At 67.6% G+C, this 18,300-nt stretch carries 22 protein-coding genes; 11 read left to right on the top strand and 11 right to left on the bottom strand.

Going from position 1 to position 18,300, the window contains the following annotated elements; genetic code table 11:
- The first annotated feature begins 45 nt into the window (after positions 1 to 45).
- On the top strand, positions 46 to 291 hold the full coding sequence (locus tag AC0Z9V_RS06050) for a hypothetical protein (RefSeq protein ID WP_485141018.1): 246 nt from the start codon (positions 46 to 48) through the stop codon (positions 289 to 291).
- Between the two features lie 73 nt (positions 292 to 364).
- On the opposite strand, the gene AC0Z9V_RS06045 is transcribed toward AC0Z9V_RS06050, so the two are convergent.
- Entirely contained in the window at positions 365 to 628 is a 264-nt protein-coding gene (locus tag AC0Z9V_RS06045) for a hypothetical protein (RefSeq protein ID WP_208738984.1), read from the bottom strand.
- Positions 629 to 896: 268 nt separating this feature from the next.
- On the bottom strand, positions 897 to 1,343 hold the full coding sequence (locus AC0Z9V_RS06040) for a rhodanese-like domain-containing protein (RefSeq protein WP_485141017.1): 447 nt from the start codon (positions 1,341 to 1,343) through the stop codon (positions 897 to 899).
- A gap of 93 nt (positions 1,344 to 1,436) precedes the next feature.
- Here AC0Z9V_RS06040 and AC0Z9V_RS06035 point away from each other — a divergent pair, with 93 nt between their 5' ends.
- From AC0Z9V_RS06035 to AC0Z9V_RS06005, 7 genes are all read left to right on the top strand, one after another.
- Complete coding sequence (locus tag AC0Z9V_RS06035; protein WP_485141016.1) at positions 1,437 to 1,895, top strand: Lrp/AsnC family transcriptional regulator; 459 nt, start codon at positions 1,437 to 1,439, stop codon at positions 1,893 to 1,895.
- Between the two features lie 211 nt (positions 1,896 to 2,106).
- Positions 2,107 to 2,295, top strand: a complete 189-nt coding sequence (locus tag AC0Z9V_RS06030) for a hypothetical protein (protein WP_459267128.1) — start codon at positions 2,107 to 2,109, stop codon at positions 2,293 to 2,295.
- Positions 2,296 to 2,338: 43 nt separating this feature from the next.
- Positions 2,339 to 2,704, top strand: coding sequence for a hypothetical protein (locus AC0Z9V_RS06025; protein ID WP_485141015.1), 366 nt, complete (start codon positions 2,339 to 2,341; stop codon positions 2,702 to 2,704).
- Between the two features lie 271 nt (positions 2,705 to 2,975).
- Complete coding sequence (locus AC0Z9V_RS06020) at positions 2,976 to 3,284, top strand: hypothetical protein (RefSeq protein WP_485141014.1); 309 nt, start codon at positions 2,976 to 2,978, stop codon at positions 3,282 to 3,284.
- 36 nt (positions 3,285 to 3,320) lie between these two features.
- Complete coding sequence (locus AC0Z9V_RS06015; RefSeq protein ID WP_485141013.1) at positions 3,321 to 3,494, top strand: hypothetical protein; 174 nt, start codon at positions 3,321 to 3,323, stop codon at positions 3,492 to 3,494.
- A 134-nt stretch (positions 3,495 to 3,628) separates the two neighbouring features.
- The gene (locus AC0Z9V_RS06010; protein WP_485141012.1) at positions 3,629 to 3,790 is read left to right on the top strand and encodes a hypothetical protein; all 162 of its coding nucleotides are present in this window, start codon (positions 3,629 to 3,631) and stop codon (positions 3,788 to 3,790) included.
- A gap of 65 nt (positions 3,791 to 3,855) precedes the next feature.
- Positions 3,856 to 5,064 (top strand): cysteine desulfurase-like protein, encoded by a 1,209-nt coding sequence (locus AC0Z9V_RS06005; protein ID WP_485141011.1) that lies wholly within the window; start codon positions 3,856 to 3,858, stop codon positions 5,062 to 5,064.
- A 119-nt stretch (positions 5,065 to 5,183) separates the two neighbouring features.
- Here AC0Z9V_RS06005 and AC0Z9V_RS06000 read toward each other — a convergent pair whose 3' ends face one another.
- On the bottom strand, positions 5,184 to 5,591 hold the full coding sequence (locus AC0Z9V_RS06000) for a RidA family protein (RefSeq protein WP_208738979.1): 408 nt from the start codon (positions 5,589 to 5,591) through the stop codon (positions 5,184 to 5,186).
- Positions 5,592 to 5,645: 54 nt separating this feature from the next.
- On the opposite strand from AC0Z9V_RS06000, the gene AC0Z9V_RS05995 reads away from it, so the two are divergent.
- Positions 5,646 to 5,936, top strand: coding sequence for a hypothetical protein (locus tag AC0Z9V_RS05995; protein WP_485141010.1), 291 nt, complete (start codon positions 5,646 to 5,648; stop codon positions 5,934 to 5,936).
- A gap of 369 nt (positions 5,937 to 6,305) precedes the next feature.
- Here AC0Z9V_RS05995 and AC0Z9V_RS05990 read toward each other — a convergent pair whose 3' ends face one another.
- Complete coding sequence (locus tag AC0Z9V_RS05990) at positions 6,306 to 7,445, bottom strand: glutamate--cysteine ligase (RefSeq protein ID WP_133082497.1); 1,140 nt, start codon at positions 7,443 to 7,445, stop codon at positions 6,306 to 6,308.
- A 148-nt stretch (positions 7,446 to 7,593) separates the two neighbouring features.
- Between AC0Z9V_RS05990 and AC0Z9V_RS05985 the strand changes: the two genes are divergently transcribed.
- Positions 7,594 to 8,412: a shikimate 5-dehydrogenase gene (locus AC0Z9V_RS05985; protein WP_459267121.1), complete on the top strand. Its 819-nt coding sequence runs from the start codon at positions 7,594 to 7,596 to the stop codon at positions 8,410 to 8,412.
- Between the two features lie 60 nt (positions 8,413 to 8,472).
- Here the strand turns inward: AC0Z9V_RS05985 and AC0Z9V_RS05980 are convergent, their stop codons facing one another.
- From AC0Z9V_RS05980 to AC0Z9V_RS05960, 5 genes are all read right to left on the bottom strand, one after another.
- Complete coding sequence (locus AC0Z9V_RS05980) at positions 8,473 to 10,407, bottom strand: alpha-amylase family glycosyl hydrolase (RefSeq protein ID WP_208738977.1); 1,935 nt, start codon at positions 10,405 to 10,407, stop codon at positions 8,473 to 8,475.
- 219 nt (positions 10,408 to 10,626) lie between these two features.
- Entirely contained in the window at positions 10,627 to 11,961 is a 1,335-nt protein-coding gene (locus AC0Z9V_RS05975) for an ABC transporter substrate-binding protein (protein WP_133082499.1), read from the bottom strand.
- Between the two features lie 93 nt (positions 11,962 to 12,054).
- Positions 12,055 to 12,888 (bottom strand): carbohydrate ABC transporter permease, encoded by an 834-nt coding sequence (locus AC0Z9V_RS05970; RefSeq protein ID WP_133082590.1) that lies wholly within the window; start codon positions 12,886 to 12,888, stop codon positions 12,055 to 12,057.
- A 95-nt stretch (positions 12,889 to 12,983) separates the two neighbouring features.
- On the bottom strand, positions 12,984 to 13,922 hold the full coding sequence (locus AC0Z9V_RS05965; protein ID WP_133082500.1) for a carbohydrate ABC transporter permease: 939 nt from the start codon (positions 13,920 to 13,922) through the stop codon (positions 12,984 to 12,986).
- Complete coding sequence (locus tag AC0Z9V_RS05960; RefSeq protein WP_485141009.1) at positions 13,900 to 15,966, bottom strand: beta-galactosidase; 2,067 nt, start codon at positions 15,964 to 15,966, stop codon at positions 13,900 to 13,902. Before AC0Z9V_RS05960 ends, AC0Z9V_RS05965 begins: the two co-directional genes overlap by 23 nt.
- Positions 15,967 to 16,270: 304 nt before the next feature.
- Between AC0Z9V_RS05960 and AC0Z9V_RS05955 the strand changes: the two genes are divergently transcribed.
- Positions 16,271 to 17,122, top strand: a complete 852-nt coding sequence (locus AC0Z9V_RS05955; protein WP_485141008.1) for a trypsin-like serine protease — start codon at positions 16,271 to 16,273, stop codon at positions 17,120 to 17,122.
- A 16-nt stretch (positions 17,123 to 17,138) separates the two neighbouring features.
- Here the strand turns inward: AC0Z9V_RS05955 and AC0Z9V_RS05950 are convergent, their stop codons facing one another.
- Positions 17,139 to 17,843, bottom strand: a complete 705-nt coding sequence (locus tag AC0Z9V_RS05950; RefSeq protein WP_208738973.1) for a maleylpyruvate isomerase family mycothiol-dependent enzyme — start codon at positions 17,841 to 17,843, stop codon at positions 17,139 to 17,141.
- The gene (locus AC0Z9V_RS05945) at positions 17,840 to 18,286 is read right to left on the bottom strand and encodes a VOC family protein (protein ID WP_485141007.1); all 447 of its coding nucleotides are present in this window, start codon (positions 18,284 to 18,286) and stop codon (positions 17,840 to 17,842) included. Before AC0Z9V_RS05945 ends, AC0Z9V_RS05950 begins: the two co-directional genes overlap by 4 nt.
- Positions 18,287 to 18,300 lie beyond the last annotated feature (14 nt).

Here is an 18,300-nt window from a genome sequence, read left to right as displayed (position 1 = left end):
TACGGGGGCTGCAGGGAAGCCGGCGGCGGGCCTACGCTCGGGATCATGGACCAGCCGACTGAAGAACATCACCTGAAGGATCTCGGCAGCACCGAGGGGATCGATCCGACCGACGTCGGTCAGATCCAGGACGGGCCGCTGACCGCTGCGGACGAGGTCGACCTCATCGCGAATCAGGCCGTCGCGGACGGCGACCCGTCCGTCGAGACGCTCGCGGGCAACGTCGGACTCGAGGACTCGCCCGCGGACAACCCGACGACGGACGACCGCTTCACCGGGGGCTCGCGCTAGCGGAGGCCCGAGGGAAGACCCTCCCTGCCGCAGGCGGTTTGCCGCGGGATCACAGCCGTGATCCCGGATCGGCTCAGGACTCGCGGACCGCTCTCTCGCCCGTCTCCTCGGCCGTCTCCTCGGCCGGAGCGTCCCGGATGGCCTGACGCCGATCCAGCTCCTCGCGGAGCTCGTGGTGCTGGCCCTCGGTCTCGGCATCCACCTCATGATGTTCGACGAACTGGCGGTCCCGCGACCGGTGGTTCCTGCTGTTCAGGATGTCCAGGTCGTCCCTGTCCACGGTCGACAGGTCCTCGGGGAAATCCTTCGCCGGATCCAATCTGCTGCTGTCTGCCACTGTCCAACTCCTCATGGGCGCGTTGATCCATCTTCCCCGAGTCTAGGGTCGAAGCCCGTGTTCCGCCCACCGCGACAACCCACCAGCCGGATCGGCACCGAAGACCAGGCTGCTACCGGGTCGGATCGTCGTCGCGGAAGCTGTAGATGACGTCCACCGGGCAGGTGACCGCAGGGCACCCTCTCTCCTGGACGACCGGGGTTGAGTGGCTTGCCGCAGGCGAGACCGTTCCCGTTGCCTTCGGCGTCGACCTGCGATTCTGCGCCTGTCAGGCGGTGTCGCGCTCGTCATGCCGCGGTGTGGACGGCGCTGTCAGGGGATCCGGTGAACGGCGTGCGCGCCCCTCATCACTGACCGTGGCGAAGCCCTCGCGGGACCAGTACTCGAACCCCCCGACCAGTTCGCGCACATTTGTATAGCCCAGCGACGCCAGCTTCAACGCGCCGCGGGTGCTGCCGTTGCAGCCTGGTCCCCAGCAGTAGACGACGATGGCGGCATCCAGGGCGGGGGCGACGTCGGTGATGCGCGCTTCGAGCTCTGCGTTCGGAATATGGGCGGCACCCGGAATGCGGCCCTGCCTCCACGAAGCGGCCGAGCGGGTATCGATCACGATCGGGCCGAGGCCAGATGCACGCTCAGCAGCTAGGTCCGCAGGGTCGGTTTCGTAGGCGAGCTTCGCAGCGAAGAAGTCAGCGGCGGAAAGGGAAGGAGACATGCATCTATCGAATCTCGTCCGACGCTTTTCTGGAACAGCACATCGATTGTGCGGAAGCGCCGACGGCTGTGGAACCACGGTACATTCACCGTTATGCCATCGAACCGACGGTTGGACCTCGACGCAACCGATGAAGCGATAGTCCACCACCTGCAGCAGGACGGACGGACGAGCGTCGCGCAACTCGCTCGGGCCATCAATCTTTCACCGAGCGCGACCAGTGATCGTCTCCGGCGCCTCACCGATGGTGGGGTCATCACCGGATACTCCATCACCGTGGATCCTGAAGCTCTCGGGTATGCGGTGACAGCGTTCGTGCGACTGGCCTACCCCACCGGCAACTACAAGCCGTTCCACGACCTCGTCGACTCGATGCCCGAGATCATCGAAGCACACCACGTCACCGGAGCGGATTGCTTCATCATCAAGGTCCTGGCCCGCTCCATGCGCGACCTCGAACGCATCACCGGGCGCCTCGCTACCCTCGGTGGCATCACGACCAGCGTGGTCTACTCGAGCCCGATTCCCTCGCGACACATCACTCCTGCCTGACACGGGAGGCATCGCCCACTTCGACCGTCCTGGTCACGAATCGAACTCACCCGTGTACGGAGAGGGATCCCCACCGTCACCTACGAAGCCGGACGCAGGTCCACCGGCTTCCGGGCGGCTGAAAGATCTCGGTGGATGGCGGCCTGCGGAGGTCCGCCTTTTCCATGAGGACCCGTTTGTTGTTGCAGCATCGCACCGGTAGACATAGGCCATGACCTCGAACACCCCTGTCGCGAAGACGCTATTCATCATCAGCACCATCGTCGCAATAGGCATCCTTACTTACCTGTGGGTCCACTTCGACAACACACCCCTGGTGATCAAGGTGTTCTTCTCACTGTTCATGGTCGGCATCGTCAGCTTCAACGCGCGACGAGCGTTCTCACGCCGTAACCCCTGACCCGTATCCGGCCACGCACGGGAACAGCTGCCATGGAGGCCGCATGAACTACTCCATGGTCGAATGGATCGCAGCCTTCAGGGCATCCTTCGACCACATCTCCGCCATCCCACGGGACGAGTGGAACCTCGTCGCCGTATACCCTTTGGACGACGAGACGCTCGCTGTAGTCGTGGATCAGGGGCCCCATCGGTTCGGCCGGCGCTTCCGTCTCGAGTCGCTGAACAACAGTGGCTTCCGGGGCCTCCGCCACCCTGGCGAACTAGCCAGCATCCTCATTCTCGGTGAGGTCCTGGAGCCACACTCGTTGAACAGTCGTCCCAGCTCACTGGTTGCCGAGGGCATCTACCCGAAGGCGATCTGGGGTGGGGAGCAGCCCGAAAACGACGACGATGCAGCGACGGACTAGCTTCTGACGCCGTCGGTGAGGAGCCGTGAGCGTACAGCTAGGCGTCTGGTTGTAGCGTCGCACAGCTCGCCGGCCTGGCCACTCCCTCCTGCGCCCGACACCGCCGGCGTCGAGCACGAGGACACTGCAGCCGTGCAAGGTTCAAGCGTCCAACCCAGTGACCGCTCGCTGACAGCGGACCGCCGTTGACAGCCCGTCCACTCACGCGCACCCTTTAGGCACGACGTGACGGCGACTCCGCTGCCCCGCCCTTCCACGAAAGGCAGCCGTCATGAAAAATCCACGCCTCCTCGTGCCCGTCGCCGTGCTCGGCCTGTCCTTGACGGGTGCCTCTTCGGTTGTCGCAGCCGGACCCGAACGCGATCCGGTGACGGTCGACAGCTACGACTTCCAGTTCAGCTGCGGCGATGACTTCGACGTCCGAATCAGCGGAACCTCGAGCACGAAGTCTCTGTTCTGGCTCGACGAGCAAGGCAACGTGACCCGGTTCAGGATGCAGGTGGCGGCACCACGCGATGTCCTCACGAATCTGGACACCATGAAGTCGGTCGAAGTGGGGGCACACTTCGTCCAGACTTAAACCCGCGTACCCGGCACCAACGAATACACTGTCACGGTGGTGGGACACAGATACCTGGCCACCGATCCCGGCGCCGGCATCATCATGCGCGACGTGGGCAGGATCGTCTTCTCCGATCCCTCCGAACAGACTGTCACCTTCGAGGCGGGCGTCCACGACGCCGCAGATCCAGACCTCCTGGGACTCGCCCTGTGCGGTCTGGTCGACTGACGCGGGAGCGACTCCGCCGGCAACAACGCGCGGCTGCCCTCCGCTCCAGCTGATCTCGCTCGGCCGGCGGTCGCCGAAGTCTCGGACCCGCGCGCTACGCTCGAGCATCTGATCGTTCACCGATGGGGGTAGCTGTGCGTCTGGATGGATTCTCGTTCCTGATCGTTCTCGTCGTCTGGGTCATCGTGCCCGTGATCTTCGGGCTGGTCCTGTACTGGATCATCCGGCTCGGCGTGAAGCACGGACTGCGGTCGTATCACTCCGATGCCAACGGGAACTTTCCCTCTGCGGAATAGCCGACGTCGGTCGACTACCGCCCGCGATGTTTCCCGTTTCGGCCCCCGCCTGAGAAAGTAGCGGCATGACCCTGGACATCGCGGCCTTCCGCGCGCACTTCCCCGCCCTACGCACCGGTACCGCGTACTTCGACGGCCCCGGCGGGACGCAGGCCCCCGCCGTCGTAGGAGCCGCGATAGCCGACGCCATCACCGGGCCGCTGTCCAACCGCGGCCTCGGCATGGGCTCGGAGAGGAACGCCGAATCGGCGGTCAGCAAATTCCGCGCGGCGATGGCCGACCTGCTCGGGGCGCATCCCGGCGGGGTCGTCTACGGGCGGAGCGCAACGCAGCTCACCTACGACTTCTCCCGCCATCTCGCCAAGACCTGGCAGCCGGGCGACGAGGTCGTGGTGTCACGGCTGGATCATGACTCCAATATCCGCCCCTGGGTGCAGGCAGCCGACGCGGTCGGCGCCACCGTGCGCTGGATCGATTTCGAGCCGGACACCACGGAGATTGACCAAGCGTCCGTCGCGACCGCGATCACCGAGCGCACGAAGCTGGTGGCGATCACCGCCGCCTCGAACCTGCTCGGCACGAAACCGCCGGTGCGCCGCATCGCCGATGCCGCGCACGCGGTCGGCGCTCTGGTCTACCTGGACGGTGTGCACTACACCGCTCATGCGGCGGTCGACGTGAAGGCGCTGGGAGCTGACTTCTTCGCCTGCTCGCCCTACAAATTCCTCGGACCCCACTGCGGTGTTCTCGTGGCCGACCCGGAGCTGCTGGAGTCGCTGCAGCCGGACAAGCTGCTGCCGTCCACGAACGCGGTTCCGGAGCGGTTCGAGTTCGGCACCCTCCCGTACGAGATCATGGCCGGAACCACGGCGGCCGTGGACTTCCTGGCAGCGATCGCTCCGGGAACCGGGACCGGCCGCCGTGCGCGCCTTCTTGCATCCGCTCATCTGGTCGACGAGCACGAGCTCGCGTTGCGCTCCCGCATCGAGGCAGGGCTGGCGGAACTGGGTGACGCCGTCGTGCTGCACTCGAAAGCCAAAGATCGGACACCGACACTGCTGGTGACGTTCCCGGGCCGGTCCTCCGCGGACGCCTACCGATTCCTCGCGGATCGCAACATCCTCGCGCCGGCGGGGTCCTTCTACGCCTACGAAGCCTTCCGTCGCCTTGACCTCGAGGACAGCGCCGCCCTGCGGGTCGGCTTGGCTCCCTACAACAACGACGACGACGTCGATCGCCTCCTGACCGCGCTCGGCGAGTTCGTCGCCTCATGACGCGGGTGTAGGTCTTCACGTCGCACGGGATGGGCCGATGCCGGCGACGACGACGAGCAGGATGCCACCGGTTCGGCTGTGCCGTAGCAGGATCCTTCGCCGAACGCTGACGCGGATCCTCAGGTGCGGACAGCGGCCACGGCTTCGATCTCCACGAGTTGGTCCTCATATCCAAGAACCGTCACGCCCAACAGGGTGCTCGGTACGTCATGGGCACCGAACGCTCGGCGTACAACCTCCCAGGCGTCGACGAGATCACCCCGATCGGTCGATGCCACGAGCACGCGGGTGCTGATGACGTCTTCGATAACCGCTCCAGCTGCGTGGAGAGCCGTCGTCATGTTTCGAACGCACTGTTCCGCCTGTGCTGCGTAATCGCCTTTTCCCACTGTTGCCCCGGTTTCATCGAGGGGACAGGACCCCGCGAGGAAGATCAGTCGCGCATCGGCCGGCGCGGTGGCGGCGTAGGCATACTGGGCTGCGTCCGTCAGCGCGGTGGACCGGATCAACGTCACTGCTGAAGCCATCAGATCCTGCTTTCCCTCGTGCCGACCAAGCAAGCTTCCCATCATTCACCCACCATGGAGGATCCTTCCCTTTTGATGGTGTCCGTCCTCCTGCTCCTGGGCTTCATCGCCTCCACAGGCATCGTGATCCTGTTCGGTCGCGCATGGAGCCGTGGACGCCACCGTCCCGAGGCCGCCCGGATCACTGCTGTGTCAGTCGGTCTCGTCGGCCTGGTGAGCGTGCTCCTCACGGGAGCGTTCGGACGAGGAATCGCCGTGGCAGACGCCGGACGGTCATCGTGGCTGGTCGACACGCTGTTTCTGGTCAGCGCCATCGGGATCCCCACGCTCTTCCCGTCGGGCTGATCGCCTTCTCGAGAACCCGCCGGGAACAGCATCCGGTGCCCCTCGTCCGCTGGGGGATCCGAAAGCGGGCAACCATGCGTCCGGATCGTCGGGTGCACTTTCCCGACGCCGCGCAGCTCGCCTGCCCAGCCACTCCTCCCTGCAGGCATCGGTCTTCGCGGCGTCCGCGGTATCCGCTGCCGCGCCGTCGTCCAGGGGGAATACGTAGAACACCGACAGCATGACCAGGGCGCCTAGGGCTCGACCGAAACCGGCGAGGAAGGAGACGACCCCACGGATGAGGAGGATCGCGACGGCTGCCGTCCAGCCGGACATGTGGGCCGGTGCTTCCGGTCGCGGTGGAGGCGCCGTGGCCGGTGTCGGTGCCCGCTACTCGCGCAGCTGCTGCACCATGTCCAGCACGACGGCGCGCAGGTCGCCGTCGTGCTCCTCGGCGATGCGCCGCTGGCGCTGGTACCCGGCTCCGCGCTGCATGATGCCCTCGACGTCGGCCAGCTCGCTGCTGCAGCCGAGTCTCGCGGCGATGGGCTCCAACCGGGTGAGCACGTCGGCGAGGTGGTCCGTCACAAGCTGCTCGTTGCCGTCGGCGTCGAGGATGATGATGGCGTCCAGCCCGTAGCGGGCGGCCCGCCACTTGTTCTCCTGGATGTGCCAGGGCTGCATGGTGGGGATGCTGCCGCCCGCGTCGAGGATCTGCGAGAACTCGTGGACGAGGCACTGGGTGAGGGCGGCGACGGCACCGACGTCGCGCAGCGTGGACAGGCCGTCGCACACGCGCATCTCCACCGTCCCGAGGTTCCCGACCGGGCGGATGTCCCACCGGATCTCGCTGACGGCGTCGATCACTCCCGTGGTGGACATGTCCTGGACGTAGGACTCGTACGCCGCCCAGTCGTCGAAGTGGAAGGGCAGGCCCGCCGTGGGCAGCTGCTGGAACATGAGCGCGCGCTGCGAGGCGTAGCCCGTGTCCTCGCCGCCCCAGAACGGCGACGACGCCGAGAGCGCCTGGAAGTGCGGGAAGTAGTTGGTCAGGCCGTCCACCACAGGGAGCGCCTTGTCGCGGTGGTCGAGGCCCACATGGACGTGCACGCCGTAGATGACCATCTGCCGGCCCCACCACTGCGTGCGGTCGATCAGCTTCGCGTACCGTTCCTTGTCCGTCACCTGCTGGGAACGCGGCGCACTGAAGGGATGCGAACCGGCGCAGAACAGTTCCACGCCCATCGGGTCGGTGACCTCCCGGACGGCGGCGAGCGAGCGGGACAGGTCCTCCTTCGCCTCGTCCACGGTGGTGCAGATGCCGGTGACGAGTTCCACCGTGTTGAGCAGCAGTTCCTGCTTGATGTGGGGGTGCTCGTCGTCGTCCTGCAGTTCCGGGTGGTTCGCGCTGACCCCGCGGAGCACCTCGTTGGCCACGGGGACGAGCTCCCCGTTGTAGCGGTCCACGAGCGCCAGTTCCCACTCGACGCCGAGCGTGGACTGGGCTGACTGCGCAAAGTCGATCTTCAAGGAAGCGGCTCCTGACGGGTACGGGCTCATCGATTGGTGCCTCGGGACGCGCCGTCGCGGAAAGAGACTCGTCCCTATGCTAGTGCTTGGCGCGGCGCGGAGCGGGTCCGCTCGCCCGGGCGGGCATGCTGCTGGAAGAATATGCACCGTGCCCATCCTGAACAAAGACATGACCCTCTGCATCTCCCTGGCCGCGCGGCCGAGCAACATCGGGACGCGCTTCCACAACTACCTCTACGAGGAGTTGGGCCTGAACTTCATCTACAAGGCCTTCACCACCCCGGACCTGCCGGCGGCCATCGCGGGCCTGCGGGGTCTCGGGATCCGGGGCTGCGCCATCTCGATGCCGTTCAAGGAAGACGTCATCGCGCTCGTCGACAGGTTGGACCCCTCGGCGAAGGCGATCGATTCCGTCAACACGATCGTGAACGACGACGGCGTCCTCACCGCGTACAACACCGACTACCTCGCGGTGGAGCGGCTCCTGCGGGAGCATGCCGTGCCGACGTCGCATTCGGTCCTCGTGCAGGGGTCCGGGGGCATGGCCAAGGCCGTCGTCGCAGCCCTGCGTGATTCCGGGTTCACCCGGGTGACCGTCGTGGCCCGCAACGAGCGCACGGGCCGGGCTCTCGCGGACCTGTACGGCTTCGCCTGGCAGCAGGCGGTGGGGGAGTCGACGGCCGACCTCATCCTCAACGTGACGCCGCTCGGCATGGCCGGCGCGGACGCCGACGCCCTCGCCTTCCCGGCAGCCGCCATCGAGGCGGCACGGGTGGTGTTCGACGTCGTCGCCTCCCCGTCGGAGACGCCGCTGATCCTCGCCGCCCGGGCAGCGGGCAAGCCGGTCATCACGGGTGCGGAGGTCGTCGCACTGCAGGCCGAGGAGCAGTTCGTCCTCTACACAGGTGTCCGTCCCACGGCGGAGCAGGTCCGGGCTGCGGGGGAGTTCTCGCGCCGGGAGGCGTAGCAGGCGGGTCGGGCGGCGGCGTGTCCCTGCGCCGGCAGGCGGTGCCGACGGGGCCCGGGCCTAGACCTCGGCGCGGACCCTGAACCAGCGCACGCCGTGCGGTTCGAGGGTGATACCCGCTGTCAGGTGCGCCCGCCGCCCGGTGATGAGTTCGATGACCCTCTCCGGCAGGCCGGAGAGGGTCCGGGCGCTGACATCCTGCGGGGTGTCGGCGAAGTTGGCGAGGACGAGGACGGTGGAGTCCTCGCCGTCGAGCAGGCCGGGCCGCTGGTAGCCCAGGACATGCGGGTTGTCGGTGTGGAAGGGGACCAGGCGGCCGCCGGTGAACTCGGGGGTGTGCTTGCGCACCTCGATGAGGCGGACGAGGCCGGTGTGGACGGCCCCGGCGTCCGTGGCGGGGTCCTGCCGGGTGGCGTAGCGGTCGACCGGGTAGGCCGGCCGGCCGACCCAGCGGCTGTCGCCGGCCTTCGCAGGGTCGGAGAGGTAGGTGTAGTCGTTGAGCTGCCCGACCTCGTCGCCGAGGTAGAGCAGCGGGATGCCGCCGGTGCTGAGGATGATCGAGTGGGCCAGCAGGATCCGCGCGACGGCGGCACCGGGGGCCTCCTCCGTGCCTCCGGTCTCGGCCGCTTCGAGCCCGGCGAGGGACGCGGTGGTGCCGGAGATGCGGCAGTCCCCGGTGCGGGGGTTGTCCTGGAACGGCACGCCGCGGGCGAAGCTACCCGGGAACCGGTTCACGTAGAAGGCGTTGAGGAACCGGCGGTGGTCGTGCCCGTTGATGCCCAGTTCGGCGGCATCCTCGTCGGAGAAGGTCCAGCCGATGTCGTCGTGGCTGCGCACGTAGTTCACCCAGGCGGTGCCGTCGGGGATGTCGTGCCGGCGTTCGAGGGCCTGGGCGAGGAGGGACACCTCCCGGGTGGCCAGGGAGTTCCAGATCAGGGCCATCTGCAGCGGGTTGTAGCTGAGCTGGCACTCACCCGGGTCGATGTACTGGACCACTTCGTCGGGGTGGACGATCGCCTCGGACTTGAACAGCAGCGACGGTGCTGCGAGCCGGCAGACGGCGTTGAAGGCCTGCAGGAGCAGATGCGCTTCGGGGAGGCTCTCGCAGGTGGTGCCGAGCTGTTTCCAGATGAACGCGACGGCGTCCATGCGCACGATGTCCACGCCCTGGTTCGCGAGGAAGAGCATCTCCCCGGCCATGGCCCGGAAGACCCGGGGGTTGCGGTAGTTGAGGTCCCACTGGAAGGAGTGGAACGTTGCCCAGATCCAGCGGCCGTCCTCGAGCTGAACGAAGGAGCCGGGGTGGTCGTCGGGGAAGATCTCGCGGACCGTCCGCTCGTAGGCGTCGGGCATGCCCCGGTCGGGATAGATCCAGTAGAAGTCCTCGTAGTCCGGGTCTCCGGCGACGGCTCGGCGCGCCCAGTCGTGCTCGTCGGAGGTGTGGTTGAAGATGAAGTCGACCACGAGGGCGATGCCGTTCTCCCGCAGTTCGCGAGCGAGGTCCGCGAGGTCGTCCATGGTCCCGAGCGCCGGGTCCACGTCGCGGTAGCTCGAGACCGCGTAGCCGCCGTCGGAGTTCTCCGCCGGCGCCAGGAACAGCGGCATCAGGTGCAGGTACGTCAGGCCCAGCTCGCGGAGGGAGGGGATCCGGTCGCGCAGTCCGGCGAGGTTCCTCGCGTACAGGTCCACATAGCAGACCCCGCCGAGCATCCGGTTCGAGGCGAACCAGTCCGGCGCCATGGCGCGGGCGGCGTCGAGGGCCTTCAGGTCCGCGGGCCGGTCCTGCCAGGACGCTGCGGCGTCGAGGACCACCTGCAGGAGCTCTCCATCCGCTCCCGGACCGTAGATGCGATGGAACAGGGCCTGCAGGCGCGGGAACTCGGCATCGAAGCGCGCCAGGAACGAGGACCAGTCCGCGTCGGACGTTCCGGAGAGGCGCGATGCCTGCACCTCCGCGCGGACACGGTCTTCGGGGAGAGGCTGCGGGGAGCTCATCCGGCAAGCCTATTGCAACGGAGCGGCCAGGGGCGGAGCACGTCCTGCCGTACGTCGGCTGCAAGAGCACGGAGGGCGTGGACGTCCGGGAACGCCGGGTGCTGCCGCCCGGCCTCGACGGGAGCATCCGCGAACCGCAGGAGCACGCCGTCGACGCGCGAAGCGCCGCGCCCCTTCCGGGACGCGGCGCTTCGGGACGTTCCGGCAGGTGCGCCGGTACTACTCGGAGACGGGGATCGACTGCGATTTCAGCGAGTCGACGGTCTTCTGCTGTCCGTTCTCGAGGGCGTCCATCAGGGTGCCGGAGCCACCGATGGCAGCACCGAATCCGTCCGAGACGTCCGTGTAGGTCTGCGTCATCGTGGGACCCCAGGTGAAGTCGGGGTTCACGTTCGCGGAAGCGTCGGCGAAGACGTCGTAGATCTTCTGCCCACCGTAGTACTCGACGCCGCCTGCGAAGGCCTCGAGGTCGGTGGCCGACTTCGCTGCGGGGTAGAGGCCGCCGAGCTCGTTGGCCAGCGCGAGTGCTTCGGGATCGGTGTTCAGCCAGAGCGCGAACTTCGCGGCCTCGGCCGGGTGGTCCGAGCCCTTCAGGACCGCGGTGGAGGAACCGCCCCAGTTGCCGGCGGCCTCTCCGCCGTCCTCCCACTGCGGCATCGGGGCGACGGCCCACTTGCCGGAGGTGTCGGGCGCGCCGTCGGACAGGGTGGTCGCACCCCACACGGCAGAGACCCAGGTCCACTGCTGGCCCGTGTTGAACGAGGCGTTCCATTCGTCCGAGAACGACGGCAGCGTGGAGACGAGGTCCTTGGACAGCAGATCCTGCCAGTAGGTGGCCACTTCCTCCGATTCGGGGCTGGTCAGGTTGACGTCCCAGTTCTCGCCGTCGTTGGCGAACCACTGGCCGCCGTTCTGCCAGACCATGCCCGCGAACCAGTTGACGTCCGTCTTCGGGAAGTTGGTGATGTAGGAGCCCTGCGCCTTGATCTGCTCCGCCGCCGCCGCGTACTCCTCCCACGTGGTGGGAACCGCGATGCCGGCCTGCTCGAAGAGGTCCGCGCGGTAGTACATGGCCATCGGGCCGCTGTCCTGCGGGACCGCGTAGACCGAGCCCTCCTCACCGAAGGTCACCTGGCCCCAGGTCCAGTCCACGAACTGGTCCTGGGCGTCGGCGATGCCCTCGCACTCGGCGATGTTCTCGAGACCGTCCTGTACGCGGAAGTTGGGCAGGGCGTCGTACTCGATCTGGCCGAGGTCCGGTGCGTTGCCCGCCTGGATCTGGTTGAAGAAGTTCTGGTAGGTACCGGAGTTGCCGTTGGGGCCGGTCTGCACCTTCACCTGGATGTCAGGGTTCTCGGTGTTCCAGAGCTCGGCCACCTGGTCCATGCCCGGGACCCAGGTGGTGAAGCTCAGTTCGACGGGTCCTTCGGAGGCCTCGCAGGGGACGGCTTCGGCCCCTGCCTCGGAGCTGTCTCCGCCGGCTGAACAGCCGGAGAGAGCCAGCGCAGAGATCATGGCAAAGGCCGCGGTGACTTTTCCGTAATGCGCGCGCATTGTCTTTCCTATCGGTTGATTGAGCAGTGCGGTGCGGGGCGGACGCCGGCGCACCAGGAGTGCTGGTCGGGGAGTGCTGGTCGGGGAGTGGTGCTACTTGACGCTGCCGGCGCCGAGCCCGCTGCTCCAGAAACGCTGGAGTGCGAGGAAGGCGATGATCAGCGGGAGGATCGAGACGAGCGCCCCGACGATCACGAGGGACCGCAGTTCGGGGATCTGGCTGATCTGGCTGTTCCAGGCGTACAGGCCCAGCGTCACGGGGAAGAGGTCCTGGTCGCGGAGCATGATCAGGGGCAGGAAGAAGTTGTTCCAGATCGCGACGAACTGGAACAGGAAGATCGTCACCAGCGCCGGTGCCATGAGGCGTGTGGACACCGTGAAAAAGGTGCGGATCTCTCCGGAGCCGTCGAGCCGGGCCGCCTCGAGCAGTTCCCCCGGCACGCTGGCGGCGGCGTAGATCCGTGCCAGGTAGACGCCGAAGGGACTCACGAGGCTCGGCAGGAACACCGCCCACATGGTGTTGGTGAGGTTCACCTGGCTGAAGATCAGGAACAGGGGCAGGGCCAGGGCGGTCGCGGGGACCAGGACGCCGCTGAGGACGATGTTGAAGATCGCCTCGCGTCCCCTGAACTCGTACTTGGCGAGCGCATAGCCGCACATCGCGGCGATGATCGTGCCGATCAGGGCGCCCACGCCGGCGTAGAGGGCGGAGTTGAGCAGCCAGCGGCCGAACAGTCCGTCGCCGTAGGAGAAGAGCCGTCCCAGGTTGCCGAAGAACGTCCCGAGGGAGTCCGCGGTAAACCACAGGGGTGCGGTCGAGGTGACCTCGCCGCCCGTCTTGGTGGACGTGGTCAGCAGCCACCAGATAGGTGTCAGGAAGTAGAGGGTGAAGACCCCCATGATGAGCATCGCGGCACTGCGGGACATGACGCTCTGCCGTGGTCCGCGGGTGCGGGTGTCGGCGCTGTTCGCCGTCGAACGTCCCCCGCGCTGGCGCTTGGGGGCGGTGGCTGGGGCTGCCGTCACTGGGTGACCTTCCGCTGGGTCGACTTCAGGAAGATGAAGGAGAGGATGAATGTGGCGAGGGCCAGGACCACGGAGAACGCCGCGGCGAGGTTGTAGTTCGGCACGGACGCCGTGGTGTAGACCGCGAGGTTCGGTGTGAAGGTGCTGTTGATCGCCGAGCTGAAGCTGCGCAGCGTCTGCGGCTCGGCCAGGAGCTGGAGCGTCCCGATGATGGAGAACACGGCGGTGAGGATGATCGCGGGGATCACCAGGGGGATCTTGATGCGCCAGGCGATCTGGATGTTGCTCGCACCGTCGAGCCGGGCCGCCTCGTAGATCTCGGTGGGGATGGCGAGCAGCGACGAGTAGATGATGAGCATGTTGTAGCCCACGTAGACCCAGGTCACGATATTCGCGATCGCCCAGAGGACGAGGTTGCCGGACAGGAAGTCGATGTTCGAGGTGACCGCGCCGAAGGGGGAGAGCGACGGCGAGTACAGGAATCCCCACATGATCGCGGCGATCACCCCGGGCACGGCGTAGGGCGCGAAGAACGCGAGGCGGAAGAACTTCTTGCCCTTGAGCAGGGGAGAGTCGAGGAGCAGCGCGAACAGCAGGGCGAGGCCGAGCATCACCGGCACCTGGATCGCGCCGAAGAGCAGCACGCGTCCCACGGATTCCCAGAACGCGGTGTTCTGGAATACCTGCTCGTACTGGACGAAGCCGCCGAAGACCTGCCGTGGCTTGCCGAATGTGCCCTCGCGCTCCACGGTGAGCAGCGACTGGACGACGGCGTAGACGATCGGGATCGCGTAGAAGGCGAGGAACAAGATCGCGAAGGGTGCGATGAACAGGGCCACTGCGCGGCGCTGCGCCCCCGACGAGCGGTTCTTCCTCGTGGCCGGGGGTGCCTTCGGGGCCTCCGCCGGCGTACTAATGACTGTCATTGCCTGCATCCTTTCGGCTCTGCGACGAGCCGTCGGTGTCGGGTCGTGCTGGGGTGGTGCGAACGACGCGGACGGCGCCGGCGGGAACGACGACGACGTCGGCCACGGCCTCGGAGGTCAGCAGTTCCAGGCCGTGGACCCGGTGCTTGCGGTCCTCGGCGGAGTGGTTGATCAGGAAGAGGTAGTCGTGTCCGTTGCCGCGGCGGGTCACGGCCTCGAGGCCGGACTGCGCCTCGGTCAGCCGGACCCCGGCGGTGACGGCGGCGCGCAGCAGCAGGTCCTTCAGGACGCCGCCGTCGAGCACGGTGCCGACGTACCAGGCCTCGCCCGTGCCGAAGCGGTTGCGGGTGACGGCGGGTGCGCCGGCGTGATGGCCGGTGGCATAGCTGAGCACCGGCTCGGCGGTGGTCAGGCGCAGTGCCTCCGACCACAGGGACGCGGGCGAACCGTTGTCGAGTGGAAGCGGATGCGCCGGATCGAGGGGGAAGAACTCCTCGGAGCGGACGCCGAGCAGATCCCGGAAAGCCCCGGGATAGCCTCCGGGCCGCACCCGCTCGTTCTCGTCGACGATCCCGCTGAAGAAGGTGACGAAGGCAGAGCCTCCGCTCTCCACGAAGTCGCTGATGACGGCGGCGTGCTCGTCGCGGACCAGATAGAGGTTCGGGACCACCACGAGCCGGTAGGCGGAGAGGTCGGCGCCGGGCGGCACGACGTCGACGGTGATCCCGGCATCCCAGAGCGCCCTGTAGGCGGCATGGATCTGCTCGATGTACCGTACGTCGCCGGACGGATGCGAGTCCTGGTCGTGGGCCCACCAGGCCTCCCAGCTGAAGACGAGCGCCACCTCGGCATGCACGGTGGTGCCCGCGAGCTCGCGCAGCTTTCCGAGCGAGGAGCCGAGTTCGACGACGTCGCGCCAGATCTGCGAATCGGTGCCGGCATGCGGCACCATCGCGGAGTGGAACTTCTCGCTGCCCTGCAGGGAGGCCCGCCACTGGAAGAAGCACAGGCCGTCGGCGCCACGGGCGAGGTGGGTGAGTGAGTTGCGGATCATCTCGCCGGGGCCCTTGGCGATGTTCCGCGGCTGCCAGTTCACGGCTCCGGTGGAGTGCTCCATGAGCAGCCAGGGCCGGCCCTGCGCGAGCCCGCGCGTGGTATCGGCGGCGAAGGCCAGCTCGGCCAGTGGCGCGTCGAGGCGGTGGTCGAGGTAGTGGTCGTTCGCGATGACGTCCATCTCCGGTGCCCATGTCCAGTAGTCCTGGTTGCGGATGTGCGCGGCGACCATGAAGTTGGTGGTCACCGGGGCATCGCTGTTCCGGCGGAGGACGGCCTCCTCGGCCGAGTAGTGCGCAAGCAGTTCGTCCGAGCTGAAGCGGTTGAAGTCGAGCGTCTGCGTCGGGTTGGTGGCCGAGAGGGTGAGCCTGGGGGGCAGGATCTGCTCCCAGGCGGAGTAGCGCTGGCTCCAGAAGGCGGTGCCCCACGCCGCATTGAGCGCATCGAGATCCCCGTAGCGAGCGCGGAGCCAGCCCCGGAACGCCTCGGCGGAGACATCGCAGTAGCACAGGGAGTTGTGGCACCCGATCTCGTTGGAGACGTGCCAGATGCGCAGGGCGGGGTGGCTGCCGTAGCGCGCGGACACCTTCTGCACGAGGGCGAGGGCGGAGTCCCGGTAGACGGGGGAGCTGGGACAGAAGGCCTGGCGGCCGCCGGGCCAGCGGACGGTGCCGTCGGCCGCGCGGGGGAGGATCTCGGGATGCGCCGTGGTCAGCCACGCGGGAGTCGACGACGTCCCGGTGCCGAGGTTGACGCCGATCCCGTTCTCCGCGAGGAGGTCCATCACCGCGTCGAGGTTCTCGAAGCGGAACGTGCCCTCCTCGGGCTCGAGCTCCGCCCAGCCGAAGATGTTGACGGCGACCAGGTTGACACCGGCCTCCTTCATCAGCCGGACGTCCTCGTGCCACACGGACGGGTCCCACTGCTCGGGGTTGTAGTCGCACCCATACACGAGCTGTCCTGTGCCGGACAGTCCTGCGACGGTGGTTGTGCGTGCCAAGCCTGCTCCTCGGTGGGGTGTGCCGAATCCCTGCGACTGCGTGAGGGAGAAGACGAGCGGCGTTCTGTGAACGCTCCCAGAATTGGGGCGCCGAGCTCTCCATCGAGAATCTGTGAACGTTCCCAGAGTAACTGCGGTCACATCGGCTGTCAACGGCGGTCGATGCTCCGTCTGCTCGACCGGTACGTCCCTCCCTGCGCGGCGACGGCCGTCCCGGACCTCCGCAGCAGCGGGAGTGTGGCTCTCGGCCCCCGTGGAGTTGTACCGTTCTCGAACCACTCTTCTTCCTGGGAAGGTTTCGATGATGAGACGTTTTCTCCGTAGCTCCGCCCTGCTCGCCGCCACGGCGGTCGCCCTGTCCGTCGCCGGCGCCTCCCCCGCGTCGGCCATCACCGGAGGGCAGCCGGACGGCGAGGAGCACCCGAATGTGGGGCTGATCCTCGCCTACGGTGACGATGGCGGCCGGTACCGTTGCTCGGCGACCCTGATCGAGCCGACCGTCCTCCTGACCGCGGCGCACTGCACCGACGGGACAGTGGGAAGCACCCTGGTCACCTTCGACTCCGTGGTGGCTGTGGCGCCGCCCGCACCGTTCCCTGACGCAGCGGATGCGTCGGTGGGGTACACGGACGCGGAGATCACCAGCGCCGGCTACCTGTCGGGCACCGCTGCCACCCATCCCGGGTACTCGGACTTCACGGATGTCGACAACTGGAACGACGTCGGTCTCATCGTCCTCGACGAGCCGGTCACCGATATCGAACCGGCGACGATCGCGCCGGTCGGGTACCTCGACCAGTTCGCGTCGCCCACGCTCAACCGGACCCTCTTCGAGGTCGTCGGCTACGGCACGGAGGTGCGCAAGCCGGAGGCCGGCCCGCAGAAGCCCCAGCCCATGTCCTACCCGCTGATCCGCCGGAACACCACATCGCCGGGCCAGAAGCTGACGCCGCAGATCCTGCAGTTGCAGGGCAACCCGAACGACAACCGCGGCGGAGGCGGCACCTGCTTCGGTGACTCAGGCGGACCCGTCTTCCACGGTGACTACATCGTGGCCGTCACGAGCTACACCTACACCGCGAACTGCCGCTACCTCGGCGGCTACCAGCGCGTGGACATCCCCGTGGTGCAGGACTGGCTCGCCGACGAGCTCTGACACCGTCCTGCCGGGGTCAGGCCCCGCCGGTGATCCTCGACCGCAGGACCGGCACCCCTGGCCCCGACAGGTCGGCGAGATACGCCGGGCGTCCGGCGAGGCACATCACGAGGGCGAGCAGGCTTCCACGGACCTCGGGCCCCTCGCCGGACGCGAAGGGGGCGTCGGTCGCCTCCAGTCGCAGGCCGGATGCGACACGGCGACTCGGGACGGTGAAGTTTCTCGCGACGAAGAACTCCGCCACCGGCAGCAGGGCGTCGACGCCGGGCTGCGTGGCGATGCCCAGCGGCCGCCGGATGTCCTGGGCGTGCACCACGATCTCCCCGAGGTATGCCGGCAGGTGCGGCGACGGTGCGATGGACAGGTTGACCACGGCGCGGAACCGGTCCAGCGTCGCCGCGGCGGTGGGGCCGCGGTGCTCGGACAGCCTGCGCCGGTTGTGAACGGCAGGGCGGAAGCCCGCGAGGAGCATGCTCCTGATCCACATCCGGCCACCGACGGAGGCTGCCGCCGAGAGATGCGCCGTCACCTCCTCGACGCTCCACTCGCCGCAGAGGGTAGGCAGGTCCCACTGCTCCGGGGAGAGCGCGGCGAGGTCGTCAGCAAGGGACGCACGCTCCGCATGGGCCAGGTCCCACAGCGCGTCACCGGCAGTCACGACCGCGCGGCCGCCGGTGCCGGAGGCCGCGCGTCGTCGTGCCGGCCCGAGGCCCGGCGTCATGCCGGCTGCTGCTCCCCGTACTTGGCCTGGACGGCTTCCCAGTCGCCGGTCCGGGCGATGGGGTCCATCCACATGATCTCCCAGTTGTGGCCGTCCGGGTCCGCGAAGGAGCGCGAGCGCATGAACCCGAGATCCTGGGCCTTGCCCTCGGTGGCGCCGGCCGCGAGGGCCCTGTCCACGAGGGTGTCGATCTCGGCCGGGTCCTCGACACTGAGGGCGTTGATGACGGCCGAGGTGGTGCGGGTGTCGGCGACCGGCTTGTCCGTGAACTGCGCCCAGTGATGGTGCCCGAGGATCATCAGGTAGATGGTGTCGCTGATGGTGACGGCCCCGGTGTCGTCGTTGGAGAAGTTGGGGTCGAGCGTCCAGCCGAAGCTGGTGTAGAAATCCTTCGACGTCGCGAGATCGCTGACGGGGAGGTTGATGAAGACGTTGGTGGCCATGGCCGCTCTCCTGT

The sequence above is a fragment of the Arthrobacter sp. UYP4 genome (assembly GCF_057291175.1).
The sequence above is the reverse complement of the archived record's forward strand: the minus strand, read 5'-3'. Positions and strand labels throughout refer to the sequence as shown.